This is a genomic window from Rhodococcus sp. 5G237, assembly GCF_053764735.1.
On record NZ_JBSNCD010000002.1, the window covers coordinates 154,062 to 178,130 of the forward strand.

Consider the following 24,069-nt stretch of genomic DNA (forward strand, 5'->3'; position numbering starts at 1 on the left):
CGTGCGGAACAGTCTGCCGCGCATCGCTATCGGAAGGAACTTCCTCCCATGAGCACTTCCCCGGTCCGTCCCGTCCCCGTCCGCGACATCGGAAGCTGGGACCTCGAAGCCGATGTCGTGGTCGCCGGTTTCGGTATCGCCGGTGTCTCCGCCGCGATCGGTGCGGCCGAGAGCGGAGCGGACGTGCTGGTGCTCGAACGCACCGGCGGTGGCGGGGGAGCAGCCGCCCTGTCGGGCGGGATCGTCTATCTCGGCGGCGGCACCCGGTTGCAGAAGGCCTGCGGGTTCGACGACACCCCGGAGAACATGAAGACCTTCCTCGCCGCGGCTCTCGGACCGGGTGTCGACGAGGACAAGCTCGACGTCTACTGCCAGGGCAGCGTCGACCACTTCGACTGGCTCGAAGCGTGCGGGGTGCCCTACAAGGAGAGCTTCTGGTCGCAGCCCGGCTGGGAGTGCCCCGTCGACGATTCGCTGATGTACAGCGGTGGAGAGAACGCTGCGCCGTTCCACACGCTCGTCGAACCCGCTCCGCGCGGACATCTCGCCCAGGTGACCATGCCGCGCAACGGAGAGCAGGCCGCCGGCTACGTGCTCATGACCACCCTCATCGCCAAGGCGGCCGAGGTCGGCGTCCGCGTCGAATCCGACGTCCGGGTGCAGCGACTCGTCGTCGACGAAACCGGGCGGGTCGTGGGCATCGTCGCCACGCGGTTCGGTGGGACCATCGCGGTCCGGGCGCGCGGCGGCGTCGTGCTCGCCACCGGATCGTTCGCCTACAACGACGAGATGATGCAGGCGTACGCGCCGCGGCTCTACCAGCGCCCTGCGGCGACCGTCGAGGAACACGACGGTCGCGGCATCCTGATGGCCCAGGCTCTCGGCGCACGACTGGCACACATGGACGCGTGCGAGGTCGCCTTCTTCTGCGATCCCCAGCTGATCGCACGCGGCATCCTCGTCAACGGTCGCGGTCAGCGTTACGTCGCCGAGGACACCTATCCCGGCCGCGTCGGTCAGCTCACCATGTACCAGAACGACAACCAGGCGTTCCTCGTCCTCGACGAACAGGCCTACGAGGAGGGCATGGCGGCGCCGAGTTCGAGTCCGCAGCTGCGTCACCGGCCCACCTGGGTGTGTGAGACGGTCGCCGAACTCGAATCCGAGATGGGACTGCCCGCGGGTGCACTGACCGCGACGGTGGAGTTGTACAACAAGCACGCCGAGCAGAGGACGGATCCGGTCCTCGGGAAGAAGCCCGAGTGGGTGCGGCCGATCGGTTCCCCGATCGCGGCGATCGACCTGCGGAACATGACCGGCGGTTTCACCCTGGGCGGGCTGCAGACCTCGGTCGACTCGGAGGTCCTGCACGTGGACGGCGAGCCGATCCCCGGCCTGTATGCGGCGGGTCGCTGCACGTCCGGCCTGTCGGCCTGGGGTTACTGCAGCGGTATCTCGCTCGGCGACGGCAGCTTCTTCGGGCGGCGGGCCGGCATCCGCGCAGCCGCCTCGTAGACGACGGGATGTGCGTGCGGTGCTCGTCCATCGCACGCACACCTTCCCCGTCAGCGGCCGAGGTCGAACCCGCCGCGGTAGAACACCATCGGGCTCTCGTCGCCGAGGCATTCGAGTTCGGCGACGCGGCCGATGACGACATCGTGATCACCTGCTACGTGCACGTCCTCGATCGAGGCGTGCACCCGCATGAGCACACCCGGTAGGGACGGGGTGCCCCAGCGGGAGAGCTCCCAGTCGAGGCCGTCGAACTTGAGACCGCGGCTCGAACCGAACCGGGAGCACAGATCGGTCTGGTTCGCACCGAGCACGTTGACGGTGAACCGGCCGGTGCGGCGAAGTCGCGGCCAAGCTCGTCCGCGGTGATCGGCGCAGAACAGCACGAGGGGCGGCTCGAGCGAGACCGACGCGAACGACTGGCACGCGAAGCCGGTGGGGCCGTCCTCGTCGAGGCCGGTCACGACGGTGACGCCGCTCGCGAAGCGCCCCATGGCGCGGCGCATCTCGTCCGGGCCGGGCACGTCGACGTCGAACTCGGCTTCGTAGGTCGGTATCCGGGTCTGCATGTGACTCACTCCGATTCGCTCTGGTCGCTGCCTCCGGCGACGTCCTTCGAATCGAGCGTATGGGTGACGCGTGACACCTCGGAACGGCTTCTCGCTGAGTGGACTTCCTGCCGGAACGACCCGGGTCGGCGAGGCCCCGAGCTCCCACCGTTCGGGACCGCAGAAAAACCGCGATGCGACAATCTGCCCGACGGCGCGGGACAGAAACGACGGGCCGTCATCGTGGAAAGGGGAACCGGTGCCCAGAATCGGTAAGGCGCGGGACGGAGCCGAGCCGACCTCGGCGGAGCAGCGGCGACGGCAGGTGCGGATCCTCGAGGCCGCAGCACGGCTGGGATCCGAACACGAACTGGCCCGCGTGCAGATGACCGAGGTCGCCAAGAGTGCCGGGGTTGCGATCGGGACCCTCTACCGGTACTTCCCGTCGAAGACGCACCTGTTCGTGGCGGTGCTGCTCCACCGGCTCGAACTCGGCGCGGATCGGTTGCCGGCGCGGAAACCGGGTATGAGTGCCCGGGATGTGATCACCGAGGTGCTGATCGAGATGACCAGGCGGTTCGTCGACCGGCCTCTCCTGGCCTCCGCGATGTTGCTGTCCAACAGCACCGCCCCCGCGGCGGTGGTGCCGGATTCCGAAGAGGTGAGGCGGACGTTCCACCGCATCCTGTTCGACAAGGCGGGCCTCGACGACCCGACCGAAGAGGATCGGAACGCCGTGCGGCTGCTGTCGATGATGTGGTCCGGTCTGCTGGTCGCGTATCTCAACGGTGCAGCGACGCTCGAGGAGACCGAGGCGGACGTGCGGAGCAGCTGCGAGTTGTTGCTCGTCCATCTGACGGAGTAGCGACAGGTCCGGATACGACGCGAGTCCCTCTCCCGTGTGGGAAAGGGACTCGCGTCGTGAGTGCGGGCCGGCTATCCGGCGGCGCCGATCGAGGGTGCGGTGTCGAGGACGTCCCCGAGCGCAGCGGCGGTCGCGTCCGCCCCGCCGAAGGTGAACGCCAACTGCCGTCCCCACAGGAAGTAGCGGTGGATCGGGTAGTCGATGTCGGCGCCGATACCACCGTGCAGGTGCTGGCCGGTCAGACCGACCCGCACACCGCCGCGGGATGCCCACCACTTGGCGACCAGGGCCGCGGACTCGGCTTCGTCCTCGCGTCCGACGTCGATCAACCATGCCGCCTTGCGCACCGTGAGCCGGATCGCTTCGGTATCGAGGTAAGCGTCGGCCGCACGCACCGCGACAGCCTGGTTCGTCGACAGCGGGCGTCCGAACTGCACGCGTTCGGAGGTGTACTTGGCCGTCGCCCGCAGCGTCTCCTCGCACACCCCGAGCTGAACGGCAGCAAGAGCGATGCGGATACGACGACGGGTCCAGGCCGCGATCTCCTCACCGTCACCGGGCAGGACGTCCTCGGCTCCGATGTGCACGTCCGTGAAGCGCACCGCCGCTTCGGCGCCACGTCCGGTCACGGCGACCGGGACAGCCTCGACGCCGGTCGCGTCCACCGGCGCCACCACCACGGCGACCGAGTCGTCGTCACAGCGGACCGGGACGACGACGCCGGCGATGATGGGAGCCCACGGAACGGACGGAATCTCACCGCTGATGACGAGGTCGTCGCCCTTGCGGATCGCGGTCACGGTGGGGCTCGCGCCCGGAGTGTCGTCGAACGCGCCGGTCAGGACGACCGACCCGTCGATGAGCTTCGGAACGTAACGCTCGACCTGGGTTTCCGTGCCGAACTGTGCGAGCGGAAGAGCCGCACCGGCCACGGTGGACCATACGGGAACGGGGGCGACGCGACGGCCCTGCTGCTGCAGGATCGTCGTGAGCCCGAGCATGCCCATGCCGGCGCCGCCGACGGACTCGGGTAGAGCGAGTCCGAGGAGCCCGGCGTCGGCGAGTGCCTGCCACAGGGTGGCGTCGAAGCCGCCTTCCTTGCGCTCCACCTCGACCACACGCTCGACCTTGGCCAGCGAACCGAAGACCTGCGACGCGAGGTCCTCGACCGCGATCAGGTCGTCATCGAGTTCGAATTCCATGTCAGCTCCTCGTCTCGGCCGGCGTCTTCACCGCAGCCTGTGCCGTCGCGTCGGGGCGCCTACGGGCGCCCAGGGTCATTCCGAGGGTCTTCGCCGCCACGATCTCGCGCATCACCTCGTTGCTGCCACCACCGAAGGTGTTGTTCTGCGCGCGTCGGCCGAGCGCTTCGACGCGGCCTTCGATCACGGCGCCGTGGCTACCGGGACGCAGCAGACCGCGGGCGCCGAGCACTTCCTGCAACATGCCGTAGGCCGCGACCACGCCCTCGGTTCCGAACACCTTCGCCGCGGCGGAGTCACCACCGTCGAGGGTGTTGGCCGCGATGTCCGACACCAGACGCAGGTTCACCAGGTCGGCGGCCGACAACAGCGCGTAGACCTCGGCCAGAGTCGAGCGGACCCACGGGACGTCGAACAGCACGCCGGGGCCGAAGGGCTCCTGCTTCGCCCAGGCGAGAACCTCGTCGTACATCTCGTTGGCGATGCCACCGCGGGCGGCCAGCGCGACACGCTCGTGGTTGAGCTGGCTCGTGATCAGGGTCCAGCCGCCGTTGAGCTCGCCGACGACGTTGCTCAGCGGAACGCGGATGTTCTCGTAGTACGTGACCGCCGTGCTGATTCCGCCGACGGTCTGGATCTCGGTGGCGGAGAAGCCCGGCGACGAGGTCGGCACGAGAACGACCGAGATCCCCTTGTGGCGGGGCGCGTCCGGATCGGTGCGCACGGCGAGCCAGATCCAGTCGGCGAAGATGGCCGAACTCGTGAACAGCTTGTTGCCGTCGATGACGAGTTCGTCACCGTCGATGCGGGCCCGCGTCTGGAGCGCGGCGAGGTCGGTGCCGGCGCCGGGCTCGGTGTACCCGATCGCGAACTTCAGTTCACCCGTAAGGATCTTGGGAAGGAAGAAGTCCTTCTGCTCCTGCGTGCCGTACTTCATCAGTGCCGGGGCGACGGTGTTGAGCGTGACCAGCGAGACCGGCGCGCCGGCGCGGATCGTCTCGTCGTAGAAGACGTAGAGCGCCTCGGGGTCCTCACCACGTCCGCCGTACTCCTCGGGCCATCCCAGGCCGAGCCAGCCGTCGGCGCCCATCTGCCGGTAGATCTTGTCGAAGACCGGTCCACCCTCGGTCTGATCGACCAGGGCGCGTCGATCGTCGTCGTCGATGATGCGGGCGAAGTACTCCCGCAGTTCGGTGCGCAGCCGCCGTGACTTGTCGGACAGCTCGGGATGCATGTGGTCTCCTGAGAGGTGGTCGGGGCCCGGGTTGCGGGCCTAACGGTCGGCCGAGAGGACGATCGCGCTGTGCGGCACCGGCGATCCGCCTGTGACGAGCACGTTGTCGAGTGTCTTCGCCGGCTGGTTCACGGAGGTGCCGCGGATGAGCCGGACGCCTTCGGCGATGCCGTTGACGCCGTGGATGTAGCCTTCACCGAGCTGACCGCCGTGGGTGTTGATCGGCAGTCGCCCGTCCACCTCGAGGTTGCCGTCGGCGATGAAGTCCTTCGCCTCACCGCGACCGCAGAAGCCGTACTCCTCGAGCTGGAGCAGGACCATGGGGGTGAACGCGTCGTACAGGATCGCGGCGTCGATACCTTCGGGGCCGAAACCGGCCTGTGCCCACATCTGCCGGGCGACGAGCTCCACCTCGGGCATCGCGTCGATGTCCTCGCGGTAGTAGCTGCTCATCGAGATCTGCTGAGGGCCGACACCCTGCGCTGCAGCGGTGATGATCGCCGGCGGGTGCGGAAGATCCCGTGCGCGTTCGGCACTCACGATGACCAGTGCCTGGCCGCCGTCGCTCTCCTGGCAGCAGTCGAGCAGACGCAGCGGGTCGGCGAGCATCCGCGAGTTCTGGTGGTCGTCGAGGGTGATGGGCCGCTCGTAGAACCAGGCCTTGGGATTGTTCGCCGCGTGCTTGCGCGAGAGCACCGAGATCTGCCCGAAGTCCGCGCTGGTCGCCCCGTACTTGTGCATGTAGGTGCGGGCCAGGAAGGCCTCCTGCTGAGCGGGAGTGAGCAGACCGTACGGGTTGATCCAGTTCCGGTATTCCTGGTCGGTGCTGGAGTTGTAGGCGAAGGGCGGCGGCCCGGCGCCGAAACGGTGGCCCGAGCGCTCGTTGAAGGCGCGGTAGACGACCACGACGTCGGCGACACCGCTCGAGACGGCCAGCGCGGCCTGCTGCACGGGCGCGCAGGCGCCGCCACCGCCGTGCGGGATCCGGCTGAAGAACTTCAGTTCCGGGATGCCGAGCGCGCGGGCGACGGCGATCTCGGGGTTGGTCTCCATGGTGAACAGCGCGAAGCCGTCGACCTCTTCGACGCCGATCTGCGCGTCCTCGAGAGCGGCGAGGACCGACTCGCACGCGAGTTGCCATTCGCTGCGGCCGGAGTTCTTGGAGAACTCGGTGGCTCCGATGCCGGCGATAGCGGCGGCTCCGGAGAAGCCCTTGACGGTCATCGGCTCTTCCTCTCGTAGGGCTCCACCACGACCTCCGCGGTGACGTGGACGCCTCTGCTGTTGCGGCCCTGCACCTTCACGGTGACGGCCGCGCCGTCGACGGCGGTCACCTCACCGTTCATGTGCATGGGGTCGCCGGGGAAGCAGGGAACGCCCAGGCGCAGCGACGCGCGGCGCACCCGCGCCGACGGTCCGGTCCAGTCGGTGACGTACCGGTCGACGAAACCGTTGGTGGCGTTGATGCTCATGAACACGTCCGGGGTGCCGCGTCCGAGTGCGGCAGCCGGGTCGTGATGCACGTCCTCGAAATCCTGTGACGCGATCGCGGTGGCCACGATGGTCGTGCGGTCCATCGGCAGGACGAGTTCGGGAAGCTCCTGTCCGACAGTGCATTCGGTGAGGTTCATGCGTCTCCTCCGGGCTTGCGCAGCTGGGGCAGGATCTCACCGTGTGCGTGCTCGGAGAATCCCACCTCGAGTTCCATGCCGATCTCGAGGGTGTCGTGGTCGACGCCCGCGATGTCGGCGACGATGCGGATCCCCTCATCGAGGTCGATCAGTCCGACAGCGAGCGGATACTCGAAGGCGGGATCCTGCGGGTGGTGGATGATCGTCCAGCTGTGGAGCGTTCCGCGTCGCGAGGATTCGACGGTCTTCCACTCGAACGAGCGGCACGCGGGACAGGCCGGTCCTGGGGGATGGCGCAGAGTGCCGCAGTCGCTGCACTGCTGGATCTCGAGTCGGCCCTCACGGACGGCGTCGAACCAGAACTGGTTGTCCTGGGTGATGGTGAGCCGGGGGACGGCGGTCATCGCGTCTCCTTGTCGGTGTTCGGGTTGAACCGGAGCATCCGGAAGCGTTCCTCGGCGACGACTTCGCCGTTCTGGTCCTCGTAGCGCTTGTACAGCGTGAAGAATCGGCCGTCGCCGAGACCCGTTCGCTTGATCTCCGATACGGACTCGATCGTGTAGTGGGCAGTGATGTGATCGCCCGGGACGAGTTCGCGGTGGTAGTCCTGCTCGACGTTCGTCGCCACGACGGAGGTGAAACCCTCGCGATCGAGGTCGGCGAGCATCCGGGAGTACGCGAAATCCTCCACGACGCCCTCGGCCCGCTTGCGCTGCACATCACGCCAGCGGCGGTAGCCGGCCATGATCCAGGTGGAGATCATGGCGGGCGGGCAGACGATGGAGTCGCGCCCGGTTTCGCGGGCGGCCTCGGCGTCGACATAGATCGGGTTGAAGTCGTCGTGGGCCTCGACCCAGTTGCGGATCATGGCGTCGTTGACGGCGTACCGGGCCACGCGGGGTGGTTCGGCCACCTGCCCGACGTATTTCTCGTAATCCTGCTCGACGGTCTGCATGGCCCAGTCACTCCTCTTCGACACGCGCGTTCGTCGTCACGCTAAGTGGGGCCGACAAGCAAGTTCCCGTGATTCCCACTGAGCAGGAGCAGCGGCGGAGGGCGAGGGGGAGCAGTACCAAACCAAGCGATTGCTTGGTAAGTTGTCAACGCGAGACCCGCGCATCCTGCGGGGTGAACGACGTGGAGGCAGCGAATGGATCTGGGACTCGACGGCGCGGTCGTGCTCGTCACCGGGGGGATACGAGGAGTCGGTGCGGGCATCACCAGGGTGTTCCTGCGCGCCGGAGCGACCGTCGTGACATGCGCACGCAACGAACCCGAACAGCCTGTCGAAGTGGACGGGCGGACCGCGGAGTTCCTGAAGTGCGACGTTCGCGACGCCGATCAGGTCGGCACGTTGATCGAGACCATCGTGGAGCGTCACGGTCGGCTCGACGCCGTGGTGAACAACGCCGGCGGGTCGCCGTACGCACTGGCGGCCGATGCCAGCCCGAAGTTCCACGCCAAAATCGTGGAACTGAACCTGCTGTCCCCGCTGCTGGTCGCGCAGGCTGCCAACGCGGTGATGCAGAAGCAGGACACCGGCGGCTCGATCGTCAACATCTCGAGCGTGAGCGGATCGCGCCCCTCGCCGGGAACCGCGGCCTACGGTGCGGCCAAGGCGGGCGTCGACAGTCTCGCACAGTCGCTCGCCGTCGAGTGGGCACCGAAGGTACGGGTGAACTCGGTGGTGGTCGGGCTCGTCGAAACCGAACAGTCGCATCTGTTCTACGGCGACAAGGCAGGCGTCGCCGCAGTCGGCGAGACCGTCCCGCTGGGGCGGCTGGCCCAGCCCGAGGACATCGGCCACTGCGCCGCATTCCTGGCCTCTCCGCTGTCGGCCTACGTCAGCGGATCGACATTGACCGTCCACGGCGGCGGTGAACGCCCTGCCTACATGGCAGCGGCCGAAACGAAGGAGACGAAGTGAGTGGACTGCTGGACGGGCGCGTCGTCATCGTGACCGGCGCCGGGCGGGGACTGGGCCGTGCCCACGCCCTCGCCTTCGCCGCGGAGGGTGCGAAGGTCGTCGTCAACGACATCGGTGTCGGCAGCGACGGAACGGCGACGGGGGAGAGCCCCGGCGAACTGGTCGTCGAGGAGATCCGGGCTGCCGGCGGCGAAGCCGTCGTCAACGGTGACGACGTCGCCGACTGGGCCGGTGCCGAGAACCTCGTGAAGACGGCGCTGGACAACTTCGGCCGCCTCGACGTGCTCGTCAACAACGCGGGCTTCCTGCGCGACCGCATGCTCGCCAACATGAGCGAAGAGGAATGGGACGCGGTCATCCGCGTGCACCTCAAGGGGCACTTCGCGCCGATGCGTCACGCCATGACCTACTGGCGCGCCGAGTCCAAGGCCGGCAACCCCGTCGACGCCCGCATCATCAACACCAGCTCGGGCGCCGGACTGATGGGCAGCATCGGTCAGGGCAACTACGCCGCCGCCAAGGCCGGCATCGCGACGCTCACGATCCAGGCCGCCGCCGAATTCGGCCGCTACGGCGTGACCGTCAACGCGATCGCACCCTCGGCGCGCACCCGCATGACCGTCGGTGCCGGTGGCGCGATGGCCGAGATGATGGCCGCGCCCGAAGAGGGTTTCGACGCCATGGCGCCGGAGAACGTCTCGCCGCTCGTCGTATGGCTCGGCAGTGCCGAAGCGAAGGACGTGACCGGGCGCGTGTTCGAGGCCGAAGGTGGCAAGGTGTCGCTGGCCGACGGATGGCGCCACGGTGAGGCGATCGACAAGGGCGACCGCTGGGATCCGAAGGAACTCGGTCCCGTCGTCGAGAAGCTGATCGCAACGTCGCAGCCGCCGACGCCGGTCTACGGAGCGTGATGTCCCCGTGCGCGTTTCCGGTGATCGTCACCGGAAACGCGCACGGACGGCGTCGTCGATCTAGGCGGGCGTACGGACGATGAGGGTGGAGCCGGGGAAGTAGGCGGCGAGTTCGGAACGCGCCTGCTTGAGCGTGGCGGTGCCGTAACCCTGCTTGCGGAACTCGGGATGCACCCAGATCCGCACGTCGACCTCGTTGCCTGTCAGCTCGCCGAACGCGAACCCGATGGCCTTCGGCTCGTCACCCGAAAGGTCTTCGGCCACAAGCCACATCCCGGATTCGTCGTCCATCAGCTCGGTGCCGCGCTGCCGCTCGGACTCGACCCGCTCGTCGCTGTCGTCACCCAACTGGTCGGCGCAGCGCTGCTTGAACAGCGCGGTGTCGGCGGCGCTGTGGGAGATGGGCCGCAACCGGAAATGCGCGCCGGTCGCGTACGGACGCGCCGCCGTCGTCCACTGCAGCACCGCATCGAGATCGTCGAGTTCTTCACGGATCTTCTTCCGCTCCGCCTGCGTCAGGCGGCGGAACGGAAGGTTCAGCACGGCCTCCGCGCAGAACTCGTCGGTGTCGAGCAGCGAGGCCAGCTTCGCGACCGCGTCGCCCCGATCCTTGCTCTCGACGATCACGTCGAGCACCTCGTGGCGTCGTTCGAGCGCCCGGAGCAACGCGGCCGCGATCTCCCGCCGGTCGAGCACCTTGTCGTGATTGGTGGTTGCCATCGTGCGACATCCCTTCGTCGAGAACCTGGACGTACGAGACTCAGTATTCCCGCACGGGACCGTCCCGGCGAACCGTGCCGGCCGGGACGGTTCACTCGCACACGACGACGGGAATCACACGGTCGGTCCACGACTGGTAGTTGTCGAAGTCCGGGTACATCGCCGTCAGACGCGGCCAGTAGGCCGCTCGTTCCTCGTCGCTCGCGACCCGCGCCCGCATGGTCCGGATGCGCGACTTGATCTGCACCATGACTTCCGGGTTCGCCTGGATGTTGCGGAACCACAAGGGGTGCTTGGGCAGTCCTCCCTGGGAGGCGACGAGGACCACCTTGTCGCCGTCCTCGAGGAACAGCAGCGGTGCCGTCCGCGGCTGCCCGGTCTTCCGGCCGACCGTGGTCACCAGGCACACCGGGATGCCCCACGGGAAGGCGCTTCCCACGCGCCACTTCCCACCGATGCGACCGCCGGTCGCCCGGTACGCCGCGACGTTGAACCGCGACATCCACTTGATGATCGAGATCGTGGCCTTCGAGTCGAGGCCCTTCGGTGCCGCTTCGGTGCCCATGTCAGATGCGCTCGATGATGGTGCCCGTCGCCAGCGCGCCGCCGGCGCACATCGAGATCAGAGCGGTCGATGCATCGCGGCGCTCGAGTTCGTGCAGCGCGGTGGTGATGAGACGGGAACCGGTCGATCCGACGGGGTGGCCGAGCGCGATCGCGCCGCCGTTGACGTTGACCTTGTCCATGTCGGGTCCGTGCACCTGGGCCCAGGACAGCAGCACCGATGCGAACGCCTCGTTGACCTCGAACAGGTCGAGATCGCCGATGTTCATGCCCGCCTTCTCGAGAACCTTCGCCGTGGCCTGGACGGGGCCGTCGAGGTGGAACTCGGGTTCGGCGCCGACGAGTGCCTGCGCGACGATCCGCGCCCGCGGCTTCAGTCCGAGCGCCTTCGCGCGGTCGGAGTCCATGAGCAGCACGGCTGCGGCTCCGTCGGAGATCTGCGAGGAGGTGCCGGCCGTGTGGATGCCGCCCTCGAGTACGGGCTTCAGCTTCGCCAGCGACTCGGCCGACGTCTCGCGCAGACCCTGGTCGCGGGTGACGGTCGCCTTCTCGCCGGTGCGGTTGCCCTCCTTGTCGACGACGGGAGCGACGACCGGCAGCACCTCGCGGTCGAACCGGCCCTCGTCCCAGGCCTGCTTCGCGAGTTGCTGCGACCGCACGCCGAGCGCGTCGACGTCCTCGCGGGTGATGCCGCGGCGCCGCGCGATGCGCTCGGCGGCCTCGAACTGGTTGGGCATGTCGATATTCCACGACTCGGGGCGACGCGGGCCGGCCTGATCGCCGACGTTGGCGCCGAGGGGCACCTGGGTCATCGCCTCGATGCCGCACGCGATGCCCACGTCGATGGCGCCGGTGGCGATGAGACCCGCGATGAGGTGGTTGGCCTGCTGCGCCGATCCGCACTGGGCGTCGATGGTGGTCGCGCCGACCTGCCAGGGCAGGCCCGCGTTGAGCCACGCGGTGCGGGTGATGTTGTTGGACTGGGCGCCTGCCTGGGTGACGCAGCCACCGATGACCTGTTCGACGAGCTCGGCGTCGATGCCGGCGCGTTCGACGAGTCCGGCCTGGACGGCGCCCAGGATCTCGGCAGCGTGCAGGCCCGCGAGCCATCCACCCCGCTTGCCGATCGGGGTCCGTGCGGCCTCGACGATGACTGGTGTGCCCACTTCGGGCTCCTTTCTCCTACGTTCTTCGCAAAATAGAACAGGTTTCTCCGAGAGGCAACAGAACTTGATTATCCCACGGACGTGCGGATCTCTTGGTCGCACGGCGCACCTGTGTTTGAATGGTTCTAGAACGTGTTCCAAATCACGCGAGCGGTACTCGCCAGGGCAGGAGAGATATCAGTGGCGCAGCCGAACATCCCCGAAGACATCGACTTCACCGATCCCGATCTGTACGCAGACCGTATGCCGTTCGAAGAGTTCGCGGAACTGCGCAAGACGGCACCGGTGTGGTGGAACAAGAAGTCTCCCGACGTCGGTGGTTTCCACGACGAGGGTTTCTGGGTTGTCTCCCGGCACGAGGAGGTCCGTGAGGTCTCCCGCCGGAGCGACGTGTTCTCCAATTGGGAGAACACTGCGATTCCGCGGTTCAACGACGACATTCCGCGCGAGGCCATCGAACTGCAGCGTCACGTCCTGCTCAACAAGGACGCCCCCGAGCACACCAAGCTGCGCAAACTCGTCGCCCGCGGTTTCACGCCCCGTGCGATCAACGGCCTGCGCGACGAGCTCGACCGTCGCTCCAAGATGATCGTCCAGGAGGCCTGCCAGGCCGGTCAGGGTGACTTCGTCACGCAGATCGCCGCGGAACTGCCGCTGCAGGCGATCGCCGATCTCATCGGCGTCCCGCAGGAGGACCGCGCGAAGATCTTCGAGTGGTCCAACCAGATGACGGGCTACGACGATCCGGACAACACCGCCGATCCGGCGGCCGCCTCCATGGAGGTGCTGGGCTACGCCTACCAGATGGCCGCCGCCCGCAAGGAGAACCCGGCCGACGACATCGTCACCACCCTCATCGAGGCCGACATCGACGGCGACGAGCTCGCTCCCGAGGAGTTCGGCTTCTTCTTCATCGTCCTCGCGGTGGCCGGCAACGAGACCACCCGCAACGCCATCACCCATGGCATGGCGGCCTTCCTCGACAACCCCGAGCAGTGGGAGATCTTCAAGCGCGACCGGCCGAAGACCGCCGCCGACGAGATCATCCGCTGGGCCACTCCGGTCACCTCGTTCCAGCGCACGGCGCTCGAGGACACCGAACTCGGCGGACAGACGATCCGCAAGGGCGAGCGCGTGGTCATGCTGTACGCCTCGGCCAACAACGACGAAGAGGTGTTCGAGAACCCCCGCGAGTTCGACATTCTCCGGGATCCCAACCCGCACGTCGCCTTCGGTGGCACCGGTGCGCACTACTGCCTCGGCGCGAACCTCGCCCGCATGGAGATCGACCTGATCTTCAACGCCATCGCCGACCACATCCCCGACATCACCAAGATCGGCGACCCGCACCGTCTGCGGTCGGGCTGGCTCAACGGCATCAAGGAGTTCCAGGTCGACTACAAGACCTCGGGAGGATGCCCGGTCAAGCACTGATCGGACCACAGCGCAGGTTCCCGGACGCCGTCAGGTGTCCGGGAACCTCGTCGTTTTCGTACCCCACTGCCGGGAGGGAGATCTACGCCAGGAGGCGGTACTCCTGGTGATGCCCCCGGTCGCGTACGACGACGCCGAGTTCCTGCAGTTGCTCGTGCAGTGCGGTGGCAAGATGTGTGTTCTTGCCGGACAGCGCTTCCCGTCGCTCCCGCAACAGGGTGTGGGTCTGCTCGTCCAGGCCGGGGTGCCCCTCGATCCACCGGGTGAACGATTCCTCGTGGGTGTTCTTCTCGCTCCACGGATAACCGTGCGCCGTGAATGCGTCGGCGACGGCTCGGTCGTTCAGGTCGTCGGCCTTGCGTCGCGCGAGTTCTCGCTCCGCAGAATCGAGCAGGACGAGATCGCGGCCTTCGCGGAACACCGACCCGACCTTCGCGCGCGGCACGTACAAATCGCGCTCGTCCTGGGTCAGCAGCACTCCTTCGGAATCCACGGTCAGTGCCAGGGACTCGTGGATCGCCGTCGAGGCGAGGAAGAGTCCTGCGCCGATGCCGACGACGGTGAGGAGCGGGATCGTCCACGCCGTGGTGAGACCGGCCAAGAGTTCGAGCGGGCCGGGAACCGCCGGAAGGGTGTCGACCGCCCACGTCGACACGGCCGGCGCGACGAAGCCGAGTCCGAGACCGGCGAGAGCGCACAGGATCCCCAGCGCCCCCGGAACGACGGGGGAGACGGTTACGCGAGTGGCATCGTCGTGCATCCTCATGATCGTGGTCCTTTCGTGTGTCCGGTGAGATAGCGCTGCACGATCGTCCGGATCGTCCCGACCGGATCGACGGCCGCGGGATTGTCCGCGTACAGGAACGCCGAATCCTTGATCGCGCTGATCCAGGTCGCGGCGGCCACCGGATCGAGCGACGGGTCGATCCGGTCACCCGCTCTGCGCAGGAGGTGGGTGAGCCCCTCGATCACGATGCCGTCGTCCTCGTCGAGGATCTCGGCGAGGACGGGGTCGTGGCCGACCTGGCGGATCACCTCGACCACGAGTCCTCCGGCTGCAGGATCCGTGGCCTGCCCGACGAGTTCGGCGACCATGTCGAGGAGGGCCTCCAGGGGATCGTCGGCGTCACGATGACGCTCCACGAGGGCCCGGGTCTCGGGTAGGCCCTGCTCGAAGATCGCGCGGAACACTCCGCGCTTGTCGCCGAAGTAGTGGAAGACCGTGCCGGAACTGACACCTGCCGCCTCGGCGATCGCCGTCACCGGGGTGGCGTCGAAGCCGCGCTCGGCGAACAGGGTGGCGGCGGAGTCGATGATCGCGGTGCGGCGGCGGGCTCGGAGTTCTGGGTCGACGGTGCGTGCCATGACTCCAATGTATTAATTGATCGACTCGTCAGTCAATTAATTGGCCAAAGCCGAGCGGGCTCGGTGTCGCGAGGCGGCCTCAGCGCAGGCGCCGAAGATCCTCGGGCGTATCCACGTCGCCGGCCTCGGCGAGGTCGCTGCAGTCCACCCGGCGTACCCGATCCCGGTTGCGGGCGAGGAACGACCGCGCCCCTTCGTCGCCGGTGGCCTCGCCGGCCGCGGTCAGCGCGTCGTCGAGGTCGAACACCACCGGATGACCGGGACGATCCCCGAAGACGGGAAGAGTGACCGTGCCCGGCCGGTGCTCGTCCAGGACGTGGCGCACCAGGTCGGCCGTGATGCCGGGAAAGTCGACGACGGTGAGCGCGACCCGGTCGTGGGTGCGCGCAGCGTCGACCCCACGGCGCAGGGAGGTAGACATGCCGTCGGGCCAGTCGGGATTGTGCACCGCCGTGGCGCCGGCCGGGCAGACGGCGGCGACCTCGTCGCCGAACGCACCGACCACCACCACGACCTCGTCGCAACCACCACCGAGCAGCGCATCGACGACGGTATGCAGCAGGGGACGGCCACGGTGGGGGAGCAGCGCCTTCGCACGTCCACCCAACCTCGAGCCGTCCCCTGCTGCGAGAACGATTCCGGCGGTCGGCATACCGCCGATGCTACGAGACCGGTCGCAGAGTTTTCATCGCGCGATCCACTTCCCAGAACGCACGCAGCGACACGATCTTCCCGTCGTCGTCGACCCGGTAGACGAACACGCCCTCCGCGTCGATGAGATTGCCCGCCATCGTGGTGCGGATCGTGCCGATGTTGACGCACTCGCTGCCGCATACCAGTACGTCGTCGACGAGGAACTCGAGCTTGTCGGTGTTCGCGATGGTCATGTCGTAGAACTTCGCGATCGCCTCGTGCCCGTGGTGTCCCTTGCCCTCGGGGTCGAAACCGGACGGGCCGACGGGATCCTCGACGCACGCATCCTCGGCGAACAGCGCGAGCCACTCGTCCTTGCGCTTGCCGCTCGCCGCAGCCTGCGACGCCCGGGCCGCCACGCGCGCCGGATGTTCCTCGCTCATGCCGCGTCCTTTCCGTGGATGTACTTGTCGGCGAACTTCCGCAGCGATTCCTGCTTCGCCTCGAGCGGCGAGTCGAATCCGTGCCCGTCGAAGATCCACGGCACCACGATGATGTCGGTGACCCCGGCGTCGGCGAGTTCGGCATAACCGGAGCTGCCGAACCTGTCGACGCACACGGCCTGGATCTCGAACGGCTCGTCGCTGCGGCCGTACTCGGCGCGCAACTCGCGCAGGCGGGTGACGACCTCGACGAGATCGTCGAACTCGATCATCGCCGACGTCCACCCGTCCCCGACCCTGGCCGCGCGCCGCAGCGCCACATCGGTGTGCCCACCGACGTAGAACGGCACCGGCTCGGTGGGGGCGGGGCTCATCTGGAGTCGGTCGAAATCGTAGAACTCACCGTGGTGCTCGACCATGCCGCCGCCGAGGATCAGCTTCAGCACGTCGATCATCTCGTCCACGCGCTTACCGCGCTTGGCGTACGGGGCGCCGCACCACTCGAATTCCTCCGGCGCCCATCCGATCCCGACACCCAGACCGAACCGGTTGCCGGTGAGATTGGCGACCGAACCGACCTGCCGGGCCAGCAGCACCGGATTGCGCGAGCCGAGCTTGAGCACCTGCGTGTAGAACCGGATCGTCGACGTGGCGGCCGCCATGGACGCCGCGGCGATGAGCGGATCGACCCACGGGGTGTCGGGCGTCCACATCCGCGAACCGTCGGGGGTGTACGGATAGTCGACCGTCTGCTTCTCCATGTAGAACAGGGAGTCGGGCAGGGCGATCGAGGTGTATCCGCACTCCTCGGCGGTCTGCGCGATTCCGGTGAGCTGGTCGAGCGGGGTCATCGCGACCCCGACGGTGAACGAGACCATGCCCGCCTCCTAGTTCGTGGGCCGGTCGGAGCCCACGACCCACATGGAGAAGTACTGCGAGCCACCGCCGTAGGCGTGTCCGAGTGCCTTGCGGGCACCGTCCACCTGGTGGTCTCCCGCCTTGCCCATCACCTGGATCGCGGCCTCGGCGAAGCGGATCATGCCCGACGCGCCGATCGGGTTGGAGCAGAGCACGCCGCCGGACATGTTGATCGGCAACTGGCCACCGATGGCCGTTTCGCCGGCCTCGGTGAGTTTCCAACCCGAACCCTCGGGAGTGAAACCGAGATTCTCGAGCCACATCGGCTCGAACCACGAGAACGGCACGTAGATCTCGGCGCAGTCGATCTCGGTGAGCGGATCGGTGATACCGGCCTGCTTCCACAGCGCCGCGGCGGCGATGCGACCGGCCTCCGGATTGACCTGGTCGCGACCGGCATAGGTGGTCGGTTCGGTGCGCATCGCGGTGGCGTGGATCCAGGCCACCTTGCGGCCCGCCTGCTCGGCGGCCCTCGCGGTGTCCTCGTCACCGAGCACGACCGCGCACGCACCGTCGGACGACGGGCACGTCTCGTCGTACCGGATGGGATCCCACAGCATCTGCGAGGCCTGCACCTTCTCCAGGGTGATCTCGGGCTGCTTCAGATGCGCGTACGGATTCTTCGCGCCGTTGAGGCGGTCCTTGACCGCGACCATCGCTCCGATGTGCTCGGGCGCGCCGGACCGGCGGATGTACGAACGGACGTGCGGAGCGAAGTAACCGCCCGCGCCGGCACCGACCGGCATGGTGAACGGGACCGGTGTGGACAGCGCCCACATCGCGTTCGACTCGGACTGCTTCTCCCAGGCCACCGCGAGCACCCGGCGGTGCACACCGGCCTGGACGAGGCTTGCCGCGACGTTCGCCGTCGAGCCCCCGACGGACCCGGCGGTGTGTACGCGCAGCATCGGCTTGCCCGTGGCGCCGATGGCGTCGACCATCGACAGTTCGGGCATCATGACGCCTTCGAACAGGTCGGGGGCCTTGCCGATCACGACGGCGTCGATGTCGTCCCAGCCCACCTGTGCGTCCGTCATGGCACGGTCGATCGCCTCGCGGACGAGGCCGGACATCGACACGTCGTGCCGCTTGGCGACGTAGTGGGTCTGCCCGGTTCCGAGGACAGCTGCGGGTTGCTTCGCCATCAGTTGCGTCCCTCCAGAACGGCTACCAGATTCTGTTGCAGCACAGCACCACTCGTCGCATGCGCGAGTGCACGTCCGGCCGTGCCGTCCATGATCGCCTGCGCTGCGTAACCGATGCGCTCGAGACCGCCGGAGAACATCGGGTTGCCCGTCAGCGGTCCGCCGGACGGGTTGATCGTCGTCGAATCGTCCAAGCCGATCGCCTCGCGGAGGATGAGCTCCTGATGCGTGAACGGCGCGTGCAGTTCGGCGACGTCGAAGGCGGTGTCGCCACCGGTGACCGCCTGCGCGGCAGCCCGTGCGGAGACCGACACCGTGAGGTCGAGCGAGCCGAAGTTCGGTGAGTCGGTGCGGTGTTCGATCCCGGTGATCCACGCGGGGTTCTCGCACAGCTCGCGCGCCCGGTCGCCGCTCGCGAGGACGATCGCGGCGGCACCGTCGGTGACCGGAGCGCAGTCGTGCTTGCGCAGCGGATCGGCGATGTACGGCTGCGAGAGCAGGTCCTCGATGTCGAGATCGCCCGAGAGCTGGGCCTTCGGGTTGTTCTTCGCGGCCGCGCGGCTGCGCACCGCGACCTCGGCCATCTCGCGGTCGGTCCACTTGCCGGAGTCGAGACCCATGCGGGCCTGCAGACCGGCGAGCGAGACGGAGTCGACGCCGAGCGGTGTCACGAGGTACGGATCGAGCTGCAGGGAGAGGGTGCGCCGCAGGGTGCCGGCCGAGGACTTGCCGAAGCCGTACACGAGGGCGGTGTCGACCTCACCGGTGATGAGCTTGACCCACGCCTCGTAGAGCGCCCAGGCCGCGTCCATCTCGACGTGCGACTCGTTGATGGGTGGGACCGCGCCGATCGCGTCGATCGCCGAGATGAACGAGAACGCGCGTCCGGCAAGGTAATCGGAGGAACCCGAGCACCAGAATCCGATGTCGGACTTGGTGATGCCGAGCTTGTCGTACAGCTCCTGGAAGCACGGGACGAGCATCTCGACGCCGTTGGTGGTGCCGAACGTCTTGCGCACGTGCGGAGCATGTGCGAAGCCGACGACTGCAATGTCTGTCATGATGTCCGCTGCTCCTAGAGGTGGTGTTTGAAGGTGTCGTAGTCGGCGTCGGGTTCACCGGTGGGCCGGAAGTACTCGATGTTGCGTAGCGTGTGGTCCCACTCCTCGCGCGGACGCCACTTGGCCTCGACGCGCATGCCCATCCGCACCTCGGAGGCGTCGCACTCGAGGATCAGGTGCAGGAAGGGGATGTCGGCGCCGTCGAGTAGCACGTAGGCAGCGACGTAGGGCGGCTTGATCTGCTGGCCCATGAACGGGACGTTGACGATGCAGAAGGTGGTGACGATGCCCTTGTCGGAGACCTCCACCGGTTCCTTGGTGGGCACACCGTCGGTCGGGCTCGCACCGCGCGGCGGCACGTAGACCTTGCCGCCCGCACCGGTCCGCCCGCCGATGATCTTCCCCTCCTTGAGTCCGCGCAGATACCAGGACTCCTCGGGGGAGGCCGAGTGGCGGTAGTGCAGGTCGACGGGGGTGGTGATCATGGTGACCGGCTCGCCGTCGCCCACATCCACGGTGAGGGTCGACTCGCCGGGTTCGAACGCCTCGATGTCGTGGATGTCGCCGGTGCGCTCGGCGGCCCAGCGCACCCGCACGCGCAGACCCGTTGCGATCTCGTCCGCGGATGCGACGTCGACCGCGTGCAGCAGCGTCGTGTCGGCTCCGTCGAGACGGATCAGCGCCCACGCGAACGGCCGGTCGAACGGCTGTCCGGGCAACGGCTCGGCGTTCCACGTCCAGCTCACCACGGTGCCGGTCTGTCCGACCTCGACGAAATCGGTGAGCGGTTCATGGGTGACCGCGTCGAATTCGGGGGGTGGGACGAGGACCCGTCCGTCGGATCCACGCGCGCCGAGAATGCGGCCGTCGCGCAGTCCGGTGACGAAGGCTCCGACGGTCGGTCCGGTGGATCGTGTGTAGTCGAACTTCAGATTCAGCGGTGCGCTCAGCGGTGGCTCGGCAACCGCGCTCTTTCCCAGGCTCACAATTTCGAGTAGAACAGGTTCTAGTGTTGCTGGCAAGAGCGGCGCGCGAACTGCACCTCGCCGCGATTCGTCCGACAGGAAAGGCGTCCAATGAGACTGGGACTGCAACTCGGTTACTGGGGTGCCCAGCCACCCCCGAACGCACCGGAACTCGTTGCTGCGGCCGAGGCCGAAGGATTCGACGCCGTCTTCGCTGCCGAATCGTGGGGGTCCGACGCGTTCACTCCGCTCGCGTGGTGGGGTTCGTCGACCGAGCGGGTGCGGCTCGGCACGTCCGTCGTGCAGATCTCCGCGCGCACACCGACGAGTTGCGCGATGCACGCGCTCACACTCGATCACCTCTCGGGCGGCCGGCACATCCTCGGCCTCGGCGTCTCGGGGCCGCAGGTGGTGGAGGGCTGGTACGGGCAACCGTTCGCGAAGCCCCTCGCGCGCACCCGCGAGTACGTCGACGTGATCCGCAAGGTGCTCGCGCGCGAAGAACCGGTGACCAGCGACGGACCGCACTTCCCGCTGCCCTATGCGGGCGCCGGCTCCACCGGGCTCGGCAAACCGCTCAAGCCCATCACGCATCCGTTGCGGTCGGACATCCCGATCTGGATCGGTGCCGAAGGCCCGAAGAACGTCGCGCTCACCGCCGAGATCGCCGACGGTTGGCTCGCGATCTACTACACCCCGCGACTGGCGTCGATGTACGACGAGTGGCTCGACGAGGGGTTCGCCCGGCCGGGTGCCCGGCGCACCCGCGAGGACTTCGAGATCGCTGCGACCTGCCAGGTGGTCGTCACCGACGACCGCGCGGCGACCATCGAGGCGATGAAACCGGTGACGGCGCTGTACGTCGGGGGAATGGGCGCGCCCGAGTTGAACTTCCACGCGCAGGTCTACCGGCGGATGGGGTACGACGCCGTGGTCGAGGAGGTGACCGCGCTGTTCCGTGCCGGTCGCAAGGACGAGGCGGCCGCAGCGATCCCGGACGAGATGATCACCGAGACGATGATCGTCGGCGACGTCGACGAGGTGCGCGAAGGTGTGAAGCGGTGGGAGGAGGCCGGCGTGACGATGCTGCTGGTCGGTTGTCGCGACGTCGATCAGGTTCGCACGATCGCCGACGTGGTGCTCCGTTAGACCGTGGTGTTGCGCTGAGCGCGACAACGGGCGGAAACCGTTCCGTGAGGACGGTTTCCGCCCGTCGCGTGCGGACGTCAGGAGGCGTAGGCCGCCTTCAGCTTGCCCTTCACCAGCTTGCCCGTGGGGGTGCGGGGCAGTTCGTCGACGAAGTCCACCGACCGCGGCACCTTGAAGTGGGCGACCCGTTCGCGGACGTATGCGATGAGCTCGTCGGCGAGATCGGGTGATGCGGTGGCACCGGACGACACCTGCACGACGGCCTTGACCTCCTCGCCCATCTCCGGATGGGGCACGCCGATCACGGCGACGTCGTCGACGGCCGGGTGCAGGGCGAGTACGTTCTCGATCTCCTGCGGATAGATGTTCACTCCGCCGGAGATGATCGTGAACGACTTGCGGTCGGTCAGATACAGATAACCGTCCTCGTCGAGATAACCGAGGTCGCCGACCGTGGTCCAGGTGGGATGCTCGGGATGCTGCGACGCCGCGGTCTTCTCGGGATCGTTGTGGTACGAGAACGGAACCTTCTCGTATTCGAGATAGATCGTCCCCACCTCGCCGGCCGGAAGTTCGCGCCCTTCCTCGTCGCAGATGTGCGCGGGCCCGAGCACACTCTTGCCCACCGAGCCCGGGCGTTCGAGCCATTCCTGGCTGTTGATGAACGTGATTCCGTTGGCCTCGGTGGAGCTGTAGTACTCGTAGATCACCGGTCCGAGCCAGTCGATCATCGCCCGCTTGACCTCCGGCGGGCACGGCGCGGCGGCGTGGACGAGCACGCGCAGACTCGACAGGTCGTGGCGGGCACGGATCTCGTCGTCGAGCTTGAGCATGCGGACGAACATCGTCGGCACCATCTGCCCCGCGGTGATCTTGTGCTCCTCGATGTGCCGGAGCGCGGTCTCGGCGTCGAACTTGTCGGCGAGGACCACCGTGCCGCCGAGCGCGTGGATCGCCCCACCCCAGCGCAGAGGTGCTGCGTGATAGATCGGGGCGGGGGAGTAGTAGACGTCGGAATCGGTGAGGCCGAACAGGAACTGTGCCACCGTCACCAGTGGCTCACCGGGTTCGTCGACGCGACGGTCCGGGAGATCAGGCTGGATTCCCTTGGGGAAGCCCGTGGTTCCGGACGAGTACAGCATGATGGCGCCGCACGGTTCCTCCTCGAGTCGCGGGCCGGCCGCGGCGAGGGCGTCCTCGTACGACTCGAAACCGCGTACGGCGCCGCCGAACGCGAGTCGTGCGGAACCGATCGTGACCTTCTCGCCGACCTGTTCGGAGAGATCGCCCAGGGTGGCCGACACGATCAGGGCCTTTGCGCCGCTGTCCTCGACGATGTATGTCACCTCGCCGGCGGTGAGGTGGCTGTTGACCGCCGTGATGTACAAGCCGGACCGCATCGCGGCCCAGAACACCTCGAAGGCCTCCGGCTGATTCTCCGTGAGAAGGGCGACGACGTCGCCGGGGCGGAGTCCGGAATCGTGCAGCACGCGGGCGAGCGCCGCCGACCGGTCGTCGAGTTCGCGGTAGGTCAGGCTCCGGCCGCTGTCGGCCAGGACGACGGCGAGCTCGTCCGGGGCGGTTCGGGCGTGGACTCCTGGATACATGGGGCTCCTCATTACCTCGACGAACGCTGCGACTCTGTGTTGTGGGTCACAGCGGGCAATGTAGCAGGGCCGAGGGCATGGCTGTGACCGCGCTCTCACGAGTGGGAGCGCGGTTCGCAGCGCCGCAGGTCAGGAGCCGGTGAACTTCGGGGCGCGCTTCTCTGCGAAGGCCCGCGGACCCTCCTTCGCGTCGGCGCTCTTGAAGACGGCTGCGCCGAGCTCGGCGTCGATCCGGAACGCTTCCTCCTCGTGCAGACCTTCCGAGTCTCGGATGGTCCGGAGGATGGCCTGCACGGCGACCGGCCCGTTGTTCGCGATCGTCTCGGCGACCTCGAGGGCCTTGTCGAGGGCGGTGCCGTCGGGGACGACGTAACCGATGAGCCCGATCTCCTTGGCCTCGGCGGCCTTGATGTGGCGCCCGGTGAGCAGGATGTCGGCGGCGATCGTGTACGGAATCTGACGGACGAGACGCACGGCGGATCCGCCGAGCGGGAACAGTCCCCACTTCGCCTCGGAGACGCCGAATTTCGCGCTCTCGCCGGCGACGCGGATGTCGGTGCCCTGCAGGATCTCGGTGCCGCCGGCGATGGCGGCGCCCTCGACGGCCGCGATCAGCGGCTTCGTCAGGCGGCGACCCTTGAGCAGTGCGGGAAGCCGGCTGAGATCCCACCCACCGCCGTTGCCATTCCCGTCGCTCCGCTCGCCCTGCTCGAACTTGTCTCCGGGAGGTGCTGCATTCATGGCCTTCAGATCGGCGCCCGCGCAGAACGCGCCACCGGCGCCGGTGAGGATCGCGACGCGGATCTCGGGATCGTTGTCGACGCGGTCCCACGCCTCGTTCATGATCGCCATCATCTCGCCGGACAGCGCATTTCGTGCTTCGGGGCGATTGAGCGTGACGATCAGGACGTGGCCGCGTTGCTCGACGAGGCAGTGCGGTTCGCGGGACGAGATGTCCGAATCGGCTGCGCCGGGGGCTTCGGTAGCGGACACTGGCAGGACTCCTCGTGGTGTTGTGAACTGGATCATATTCGGGTCTTGTCAGAAACGGTAACACGTTCTACTTTTG

Annotated in this window: 26 protein-coding genes; 6 read left to right on the top strand and 20 right to left on the bottom strand. The window is 67.7% G+C overall.

Annotated elements, in window-relative coordinates:
* Nucleotides 1–48: 48 nt before the first annotated feature.
* On the top strand, nt 49–1,515 hold the full coding sequence (locus tag ACWPOC_RS04065; protein WP_120281355.1) for an FAD-dependent oxidoreductase: 1,467 nt from the start codon (nt 49–51) through the stop codon (nt 1,513–1,515).
* 50 nt (nt 1,516–1,565) lie between these two features.
* On the opposite strand, the gene ACWPOC_RS04070 is transcribed toward ACWPOC_RS04065, so the two are convergent.
* Nucleotides 1,566–2,081, bottom strand: coding sequence for a flavin reductase family protein (locus ACWPOC_RS04070; RefSeq protein WP_120281356.1), 516 nt, complete (start codon nt 2,079–2,081; stop codon nt 1,566–1,568).
* Nucleotides 2,082–2,319: 238 nt separating this feature from the next.
* Here ACWPOC_RS04070 and ACWPOC_RS04075 point away from each other — a divergent pair, with 238 nt between their 5' ends.
* Entirely contained in the window at nt 2,320–2,925 is a 606-nt protein-coding gene (locus tag ACWPOC_RS04075; RefSeq protein WP_455408046.1) for a TetR family transcriptional regulator, read from the top strand.
* Nucleotides 2,926–2,996: 71 nt separating this feature from the next.
* On the opposite strand, the gene ACWPOC_RS04080 is transcribed toward ACWPOC_RS04075, so the two are convergent.
* Genes ACWPOC_RS04080 through ACWPOC_RS04105 form a run of 6 tightly spaced genes read right to left on the bottom strand, consistent with a single transcriptional unit; the run spans nt 2,997 to nt 7,947 of the window.
* The gene (locus ACWPOC_RS04080; protein ID WP_159416768.1) at nt 2,997–4,127 is read right to left on the bottom strand and encodes an acyl-CoA dehydrogenase family protein; all 1,131 of its coding nucleotides are present in this window, start codon (nt 4,125–4,127) and stop codon (nt 2,997–2,999) included.
* Nucleotide 4,128: 1 nt separating this feature from the next.
* Nucleotides 4,129–5,361 carry an acyl-CoA dehydrogenase family protein gene (locus ACWPOC_RS04085; protein ID WP_016694679.1) on the bottom strand — a complete coding sequence of 411 codons (1,233 nt, stop codon included), beginning with the start codon at nt 5,359–5,361 and terminating at the stop codon, nt 4,129–4,131.
* A 39-nt stretch (nt 5,362–5,400) separates the two neighbouring features.
* On the bottom strand, nt 5,401–6,585 hold the full coding sequence (locus tag ACWPOC_RS04090; RefSeq protein WP_088897563.1) for a lipid-transfer protein: 1,185 nt from the start codon (nt 6,583–6,585) through the stop codon (nt 5,401–5,403).
* Entirely contained in the window at nt 6,582–6,992 is a 411-nt protein-coding gene (locus tag ACWPOC_RS04095; protein ID WP_120281358.1) for a hotdog family protein, read from the bottom strand. The genes ACWPOC_RS04090 and ACWPOC_RS04095 overlap by 4 nt, the downstream gene beginning before the upstream one ends.
* Entirely contained in the window at nt 6,989–7,396 is a 408-nt protein-coding gene (locus tag ACWPOC_RS04100; RefSeq protein ID WP_088897562.1) for a Zn-ribbon domain-containing OB-fold protein, read from the bottom strand. The genes ACWPOC_RS04095 and ACWPOC_RS04100 overlap by 4 nt, the downstream gene beginning before the upstream one ends.
* Nucleotides 7,393–7,947 (bottom strand): FAS1-like dehydratase domain-containing protein, encoded by a 555-nt coding sequence (locus tag ACWPOC_RS04105; protein WP_016694676.1) that lies wholly within the window; start codon nt 7,945–7,947, stop codon nt 7,393–7,395. Before ACWPOC_RS04105 ends, ACWPOC_RS04100 begins: the two co-directional genes overlap by 4 nt.
* A 195-nt stretch (nt 7,948–8,142) precedes the next feature.
* Here ACWPOC_RS04105 and ACWPOC_RS04110 point away from each other — a divergent pair, with 195 nt between their 5' ends.
* Complete coding sequence (locus ACWPOC_RS04110) at nt 8,143–8,919, top strand: SDR family oxidoreductase (protein WP_088897560.1); 777 nt, start codon at nt 8,143–8,145, stop codon at nt 8,917–8,919.
* Nucleotides 8,916–9,830, top strand: a complete 915-nt coding sequence (locus tag ACWPOC_RS04115) for an SDR family oxidoreductase (protein WP_120281359.1) — start codon at nt 8,916–8,918, stop codon at nt 9,828–9,830. Before ACWPOC_RS04110 ends, ACWPOC_RS04115 begins: the two co-directional genes overlap by 4 nt.
* A 60-nt stretch (nt 9,831–9,890) precedes the next feature.
* On the opposite strand, the gene ACWPOC_RS04120 is transcribed toward ACWPOC_RS04115, so the two are convergent.
* From ACWPOC_RS04120 to ACWPOC_RS04130, 3 genes are all read right to left on the bottom strand, one after another.
* Nucleotides 9,891–10,550, bottom strand: coding sequence for a GNAT family N-acetyltransferase (locus ACWPOC_RS04120; RefSeq protein ID WP_120281360.1), 660 nt, complete (start codon nt 10,548–10,550; stop codon nt 9,891–9,893).
* 91 nt (nt 10,551–10,641) lie between these two features.
* On the bottom strand, nt 10,642–11,115 hold the full coding sequence (locus ACWPOC_RS04125) for a nitroreductase family deazaflavin-dependent oxidoreductase (RefSeq protein ID WP_120281361.1): 474 nt from the start codon (nt 11,113–11,115) through the stop codon (nt 10,642–10,644).
* 1 nt (nt 11,116) lies between these two features.
* Nucleotides 11,117–12,280, bottom strand: coding sequence for a steroid 3-ketoacyl-CoA thiolase (locus ACWPOC_RS04130; RefSeq protein ID WP_120281362.1), 1,164 nt, complete (start codon nt 12,278–12,280; stop codon nt 11,117–11,119).
* Between the two features lie 180 nt (nt 12,281–12,460).
* On the opposite strand from ACWPOC_RS04130, the gene ACWPOC_RS04135 reads away from it, so the two are divergent.
* Complete coding sequence (locus tag ACWPOC_RS04135; RefSeq protein WP_455408047.1) at nt 12,461–13,714, top strand: cytochrome P450; 1,254 nt, start codon at nt 12,461–12,463, stop codon at nt 13,712–13,714.
* An 82-nt stretch (nt 13,715–13,796) separates the two neighbouring features.
* Here the strand turns inward: ACWPOC_RS04135 and ACWPOC_RS04140 are convergent, their stop codons facing one another.
* The 8 genes from ACWPOC_RS04140 to ACWPOC_RS04175 all read right to left on the bottom strand — a co-directional run bounded on the left by ACWPOC_RS04140 (nt 13,797) and on the right by ACWPOC_RS04175 (nt 20,265).
* Nucleotides 13,797–14,480, bottom strand: a complete 684-nt coding sequence (locus ACWPOC_RS04140; protein ID WP_159416766.1) for a YqeB family protein — start codon at nt 14,478–14,480, stop codon at nt 13,797–13,799.
* Nucleotides 14,477–15,079 carry a TetR/AcrR family transcriptional regulator gene (locus ACWPOC_RS04145; protein WP_268655119.1) on the bottom strand — a complete coding sequence of 201 codons (603 nt, stop codon included), beginning with the start codon at nt 15,077–15,079 and terminating at the stop codon, nt 14,477–14,479. Before ACWPOC_RS04145 ends, ACWPOC_RS04140 begins: the two co-directional genes overlap by 4 nt.
* 79 nt (nt 15,080–15,158) lie before the next feature.
* Nucleotides 15,159–15,731, bottom strand: coding sequence for a nucleotidyltransferase family protein (locus ACWPOC_RS04150; protein ID WP_455408048.1), 573 nt, complete (start codon nt 15,729–15,731; stop codon nt 15,159–15,161).
* A gap of 10 nt (nt 15,732–15,741) precedes the next feature.
* Nucleotides 15,742–16,155 (bottom strand): nuclear transport factor 2 family protein, encoded by a 414-nt coding sequence (locus tag ACWPOC_RS04155; protein ID WP_455408049.1) that lies wholly within the window; start codon nt 16,153–16,155, stop codon nt 15,742–15,744.
* Nucleotides 16,152–17,033, bottom strand: a complete 882-nt coding sequence (locus ACWPOC_RS04160) for a TIGR03619 family F420-dependent LLM class oxidoreductase (protein WP_455408050.1) — start codon at nt 17,031–17,033, stop codon at nt 16,152–16,154. Before ACWPOC_RS04160 ends, ACWPOC_RS04155 begins: the two co-directional genes overlap by 4 nt.
* 9 nt (nt 17,034–17,042) lie before the next feature.
* The gene (locus ACWPOC_RS04165; RefSeq protein WP_455408051.1) at nt 17,043–18,218 is read right to left on the bottom strand and encodes a thiolase domain-containing protein; all 1,176 of its coding nucleotides are present in this window, start codon (nt 18,216–18,218) and stop codon (nt 17,043–17,045) included.
* Nucleotides 18,218–19,279: a thiolase domain-containing protein gene (locus ACWPOC_RS04170; protein ID WP_455408052.1), complete on the bottom strand. Its 1,062-nt coding sequence runs from the start codon at nt 19,277–19,279 to the stop codon at nt 18,218–18,220. Before ACWPOC_RS04170 ends, ACWPOC_RS04165 begins: the two co-directional genes overlap by 1 nt.
* 14 nt (nt 19,280–19,293) lie before the next feature.
* Nucleotides 19,294–20,265, bottom strand: a complete 972-nt coding sequence (locus ACWPOC_RS04175) for a Zn-ribbon domain-containing OB-fold protein (protein WP_455408053.1) — start codon at nt 20,263–20,265, stop codon at nt 19,294–19,296.
* Nucleotides 20,266–20,355: 90 nt separating this feature from the next.
* On the opposite strand from ACWPOC_RS04175, the gene ACWPOC_RS04180 reads away from it, so the two are divergent.
* A complete protein-coding gene (locus tag ACWPOC_RS04180) occupies nt 20,356–21,393 on the top strand; it encodes an LLM class F420-dependent oxidoreductase (RefSeq protein WP_120281369.1) in 1,038 nt (345 codons plus the stop codon).
* A 77-nt stretch (nt 21,394–21,470) separates the two neighbouring features.
* On the opposite strand, the gene ACWPOC_RS04185 is transcribed toward ACWPOC_RS04180, so the two are convergent.
* Nucleotides 21,471–23,000 (bottom strand): AMP-binding protein, encoded by a 1,530-nt coding sequence (locus tag ACWPOC_RS04185; RefSeq protein WP_120281370.1) that lies wholly within the window; start codon nt 22,998–23,000, stop codon nt 21,471–21,473.
* A 129-nt stretch (nt 23,001–23,129) separates the two neighbouring features.
* Nucleotides 23,130–24,029, bottom strand: a complete 900-nt coding sequence (locus ACWPOC_RS04190) for a crotonase/enoyl-CoA hydratase family protein (RefSeq protein WP_455408054.1) — start codon at nt 24,027–24,029, stop codon at nt 23,130–23,132.
* Nucleotides 24,030–24,069 lie beyond the last annotated feature (40 nt).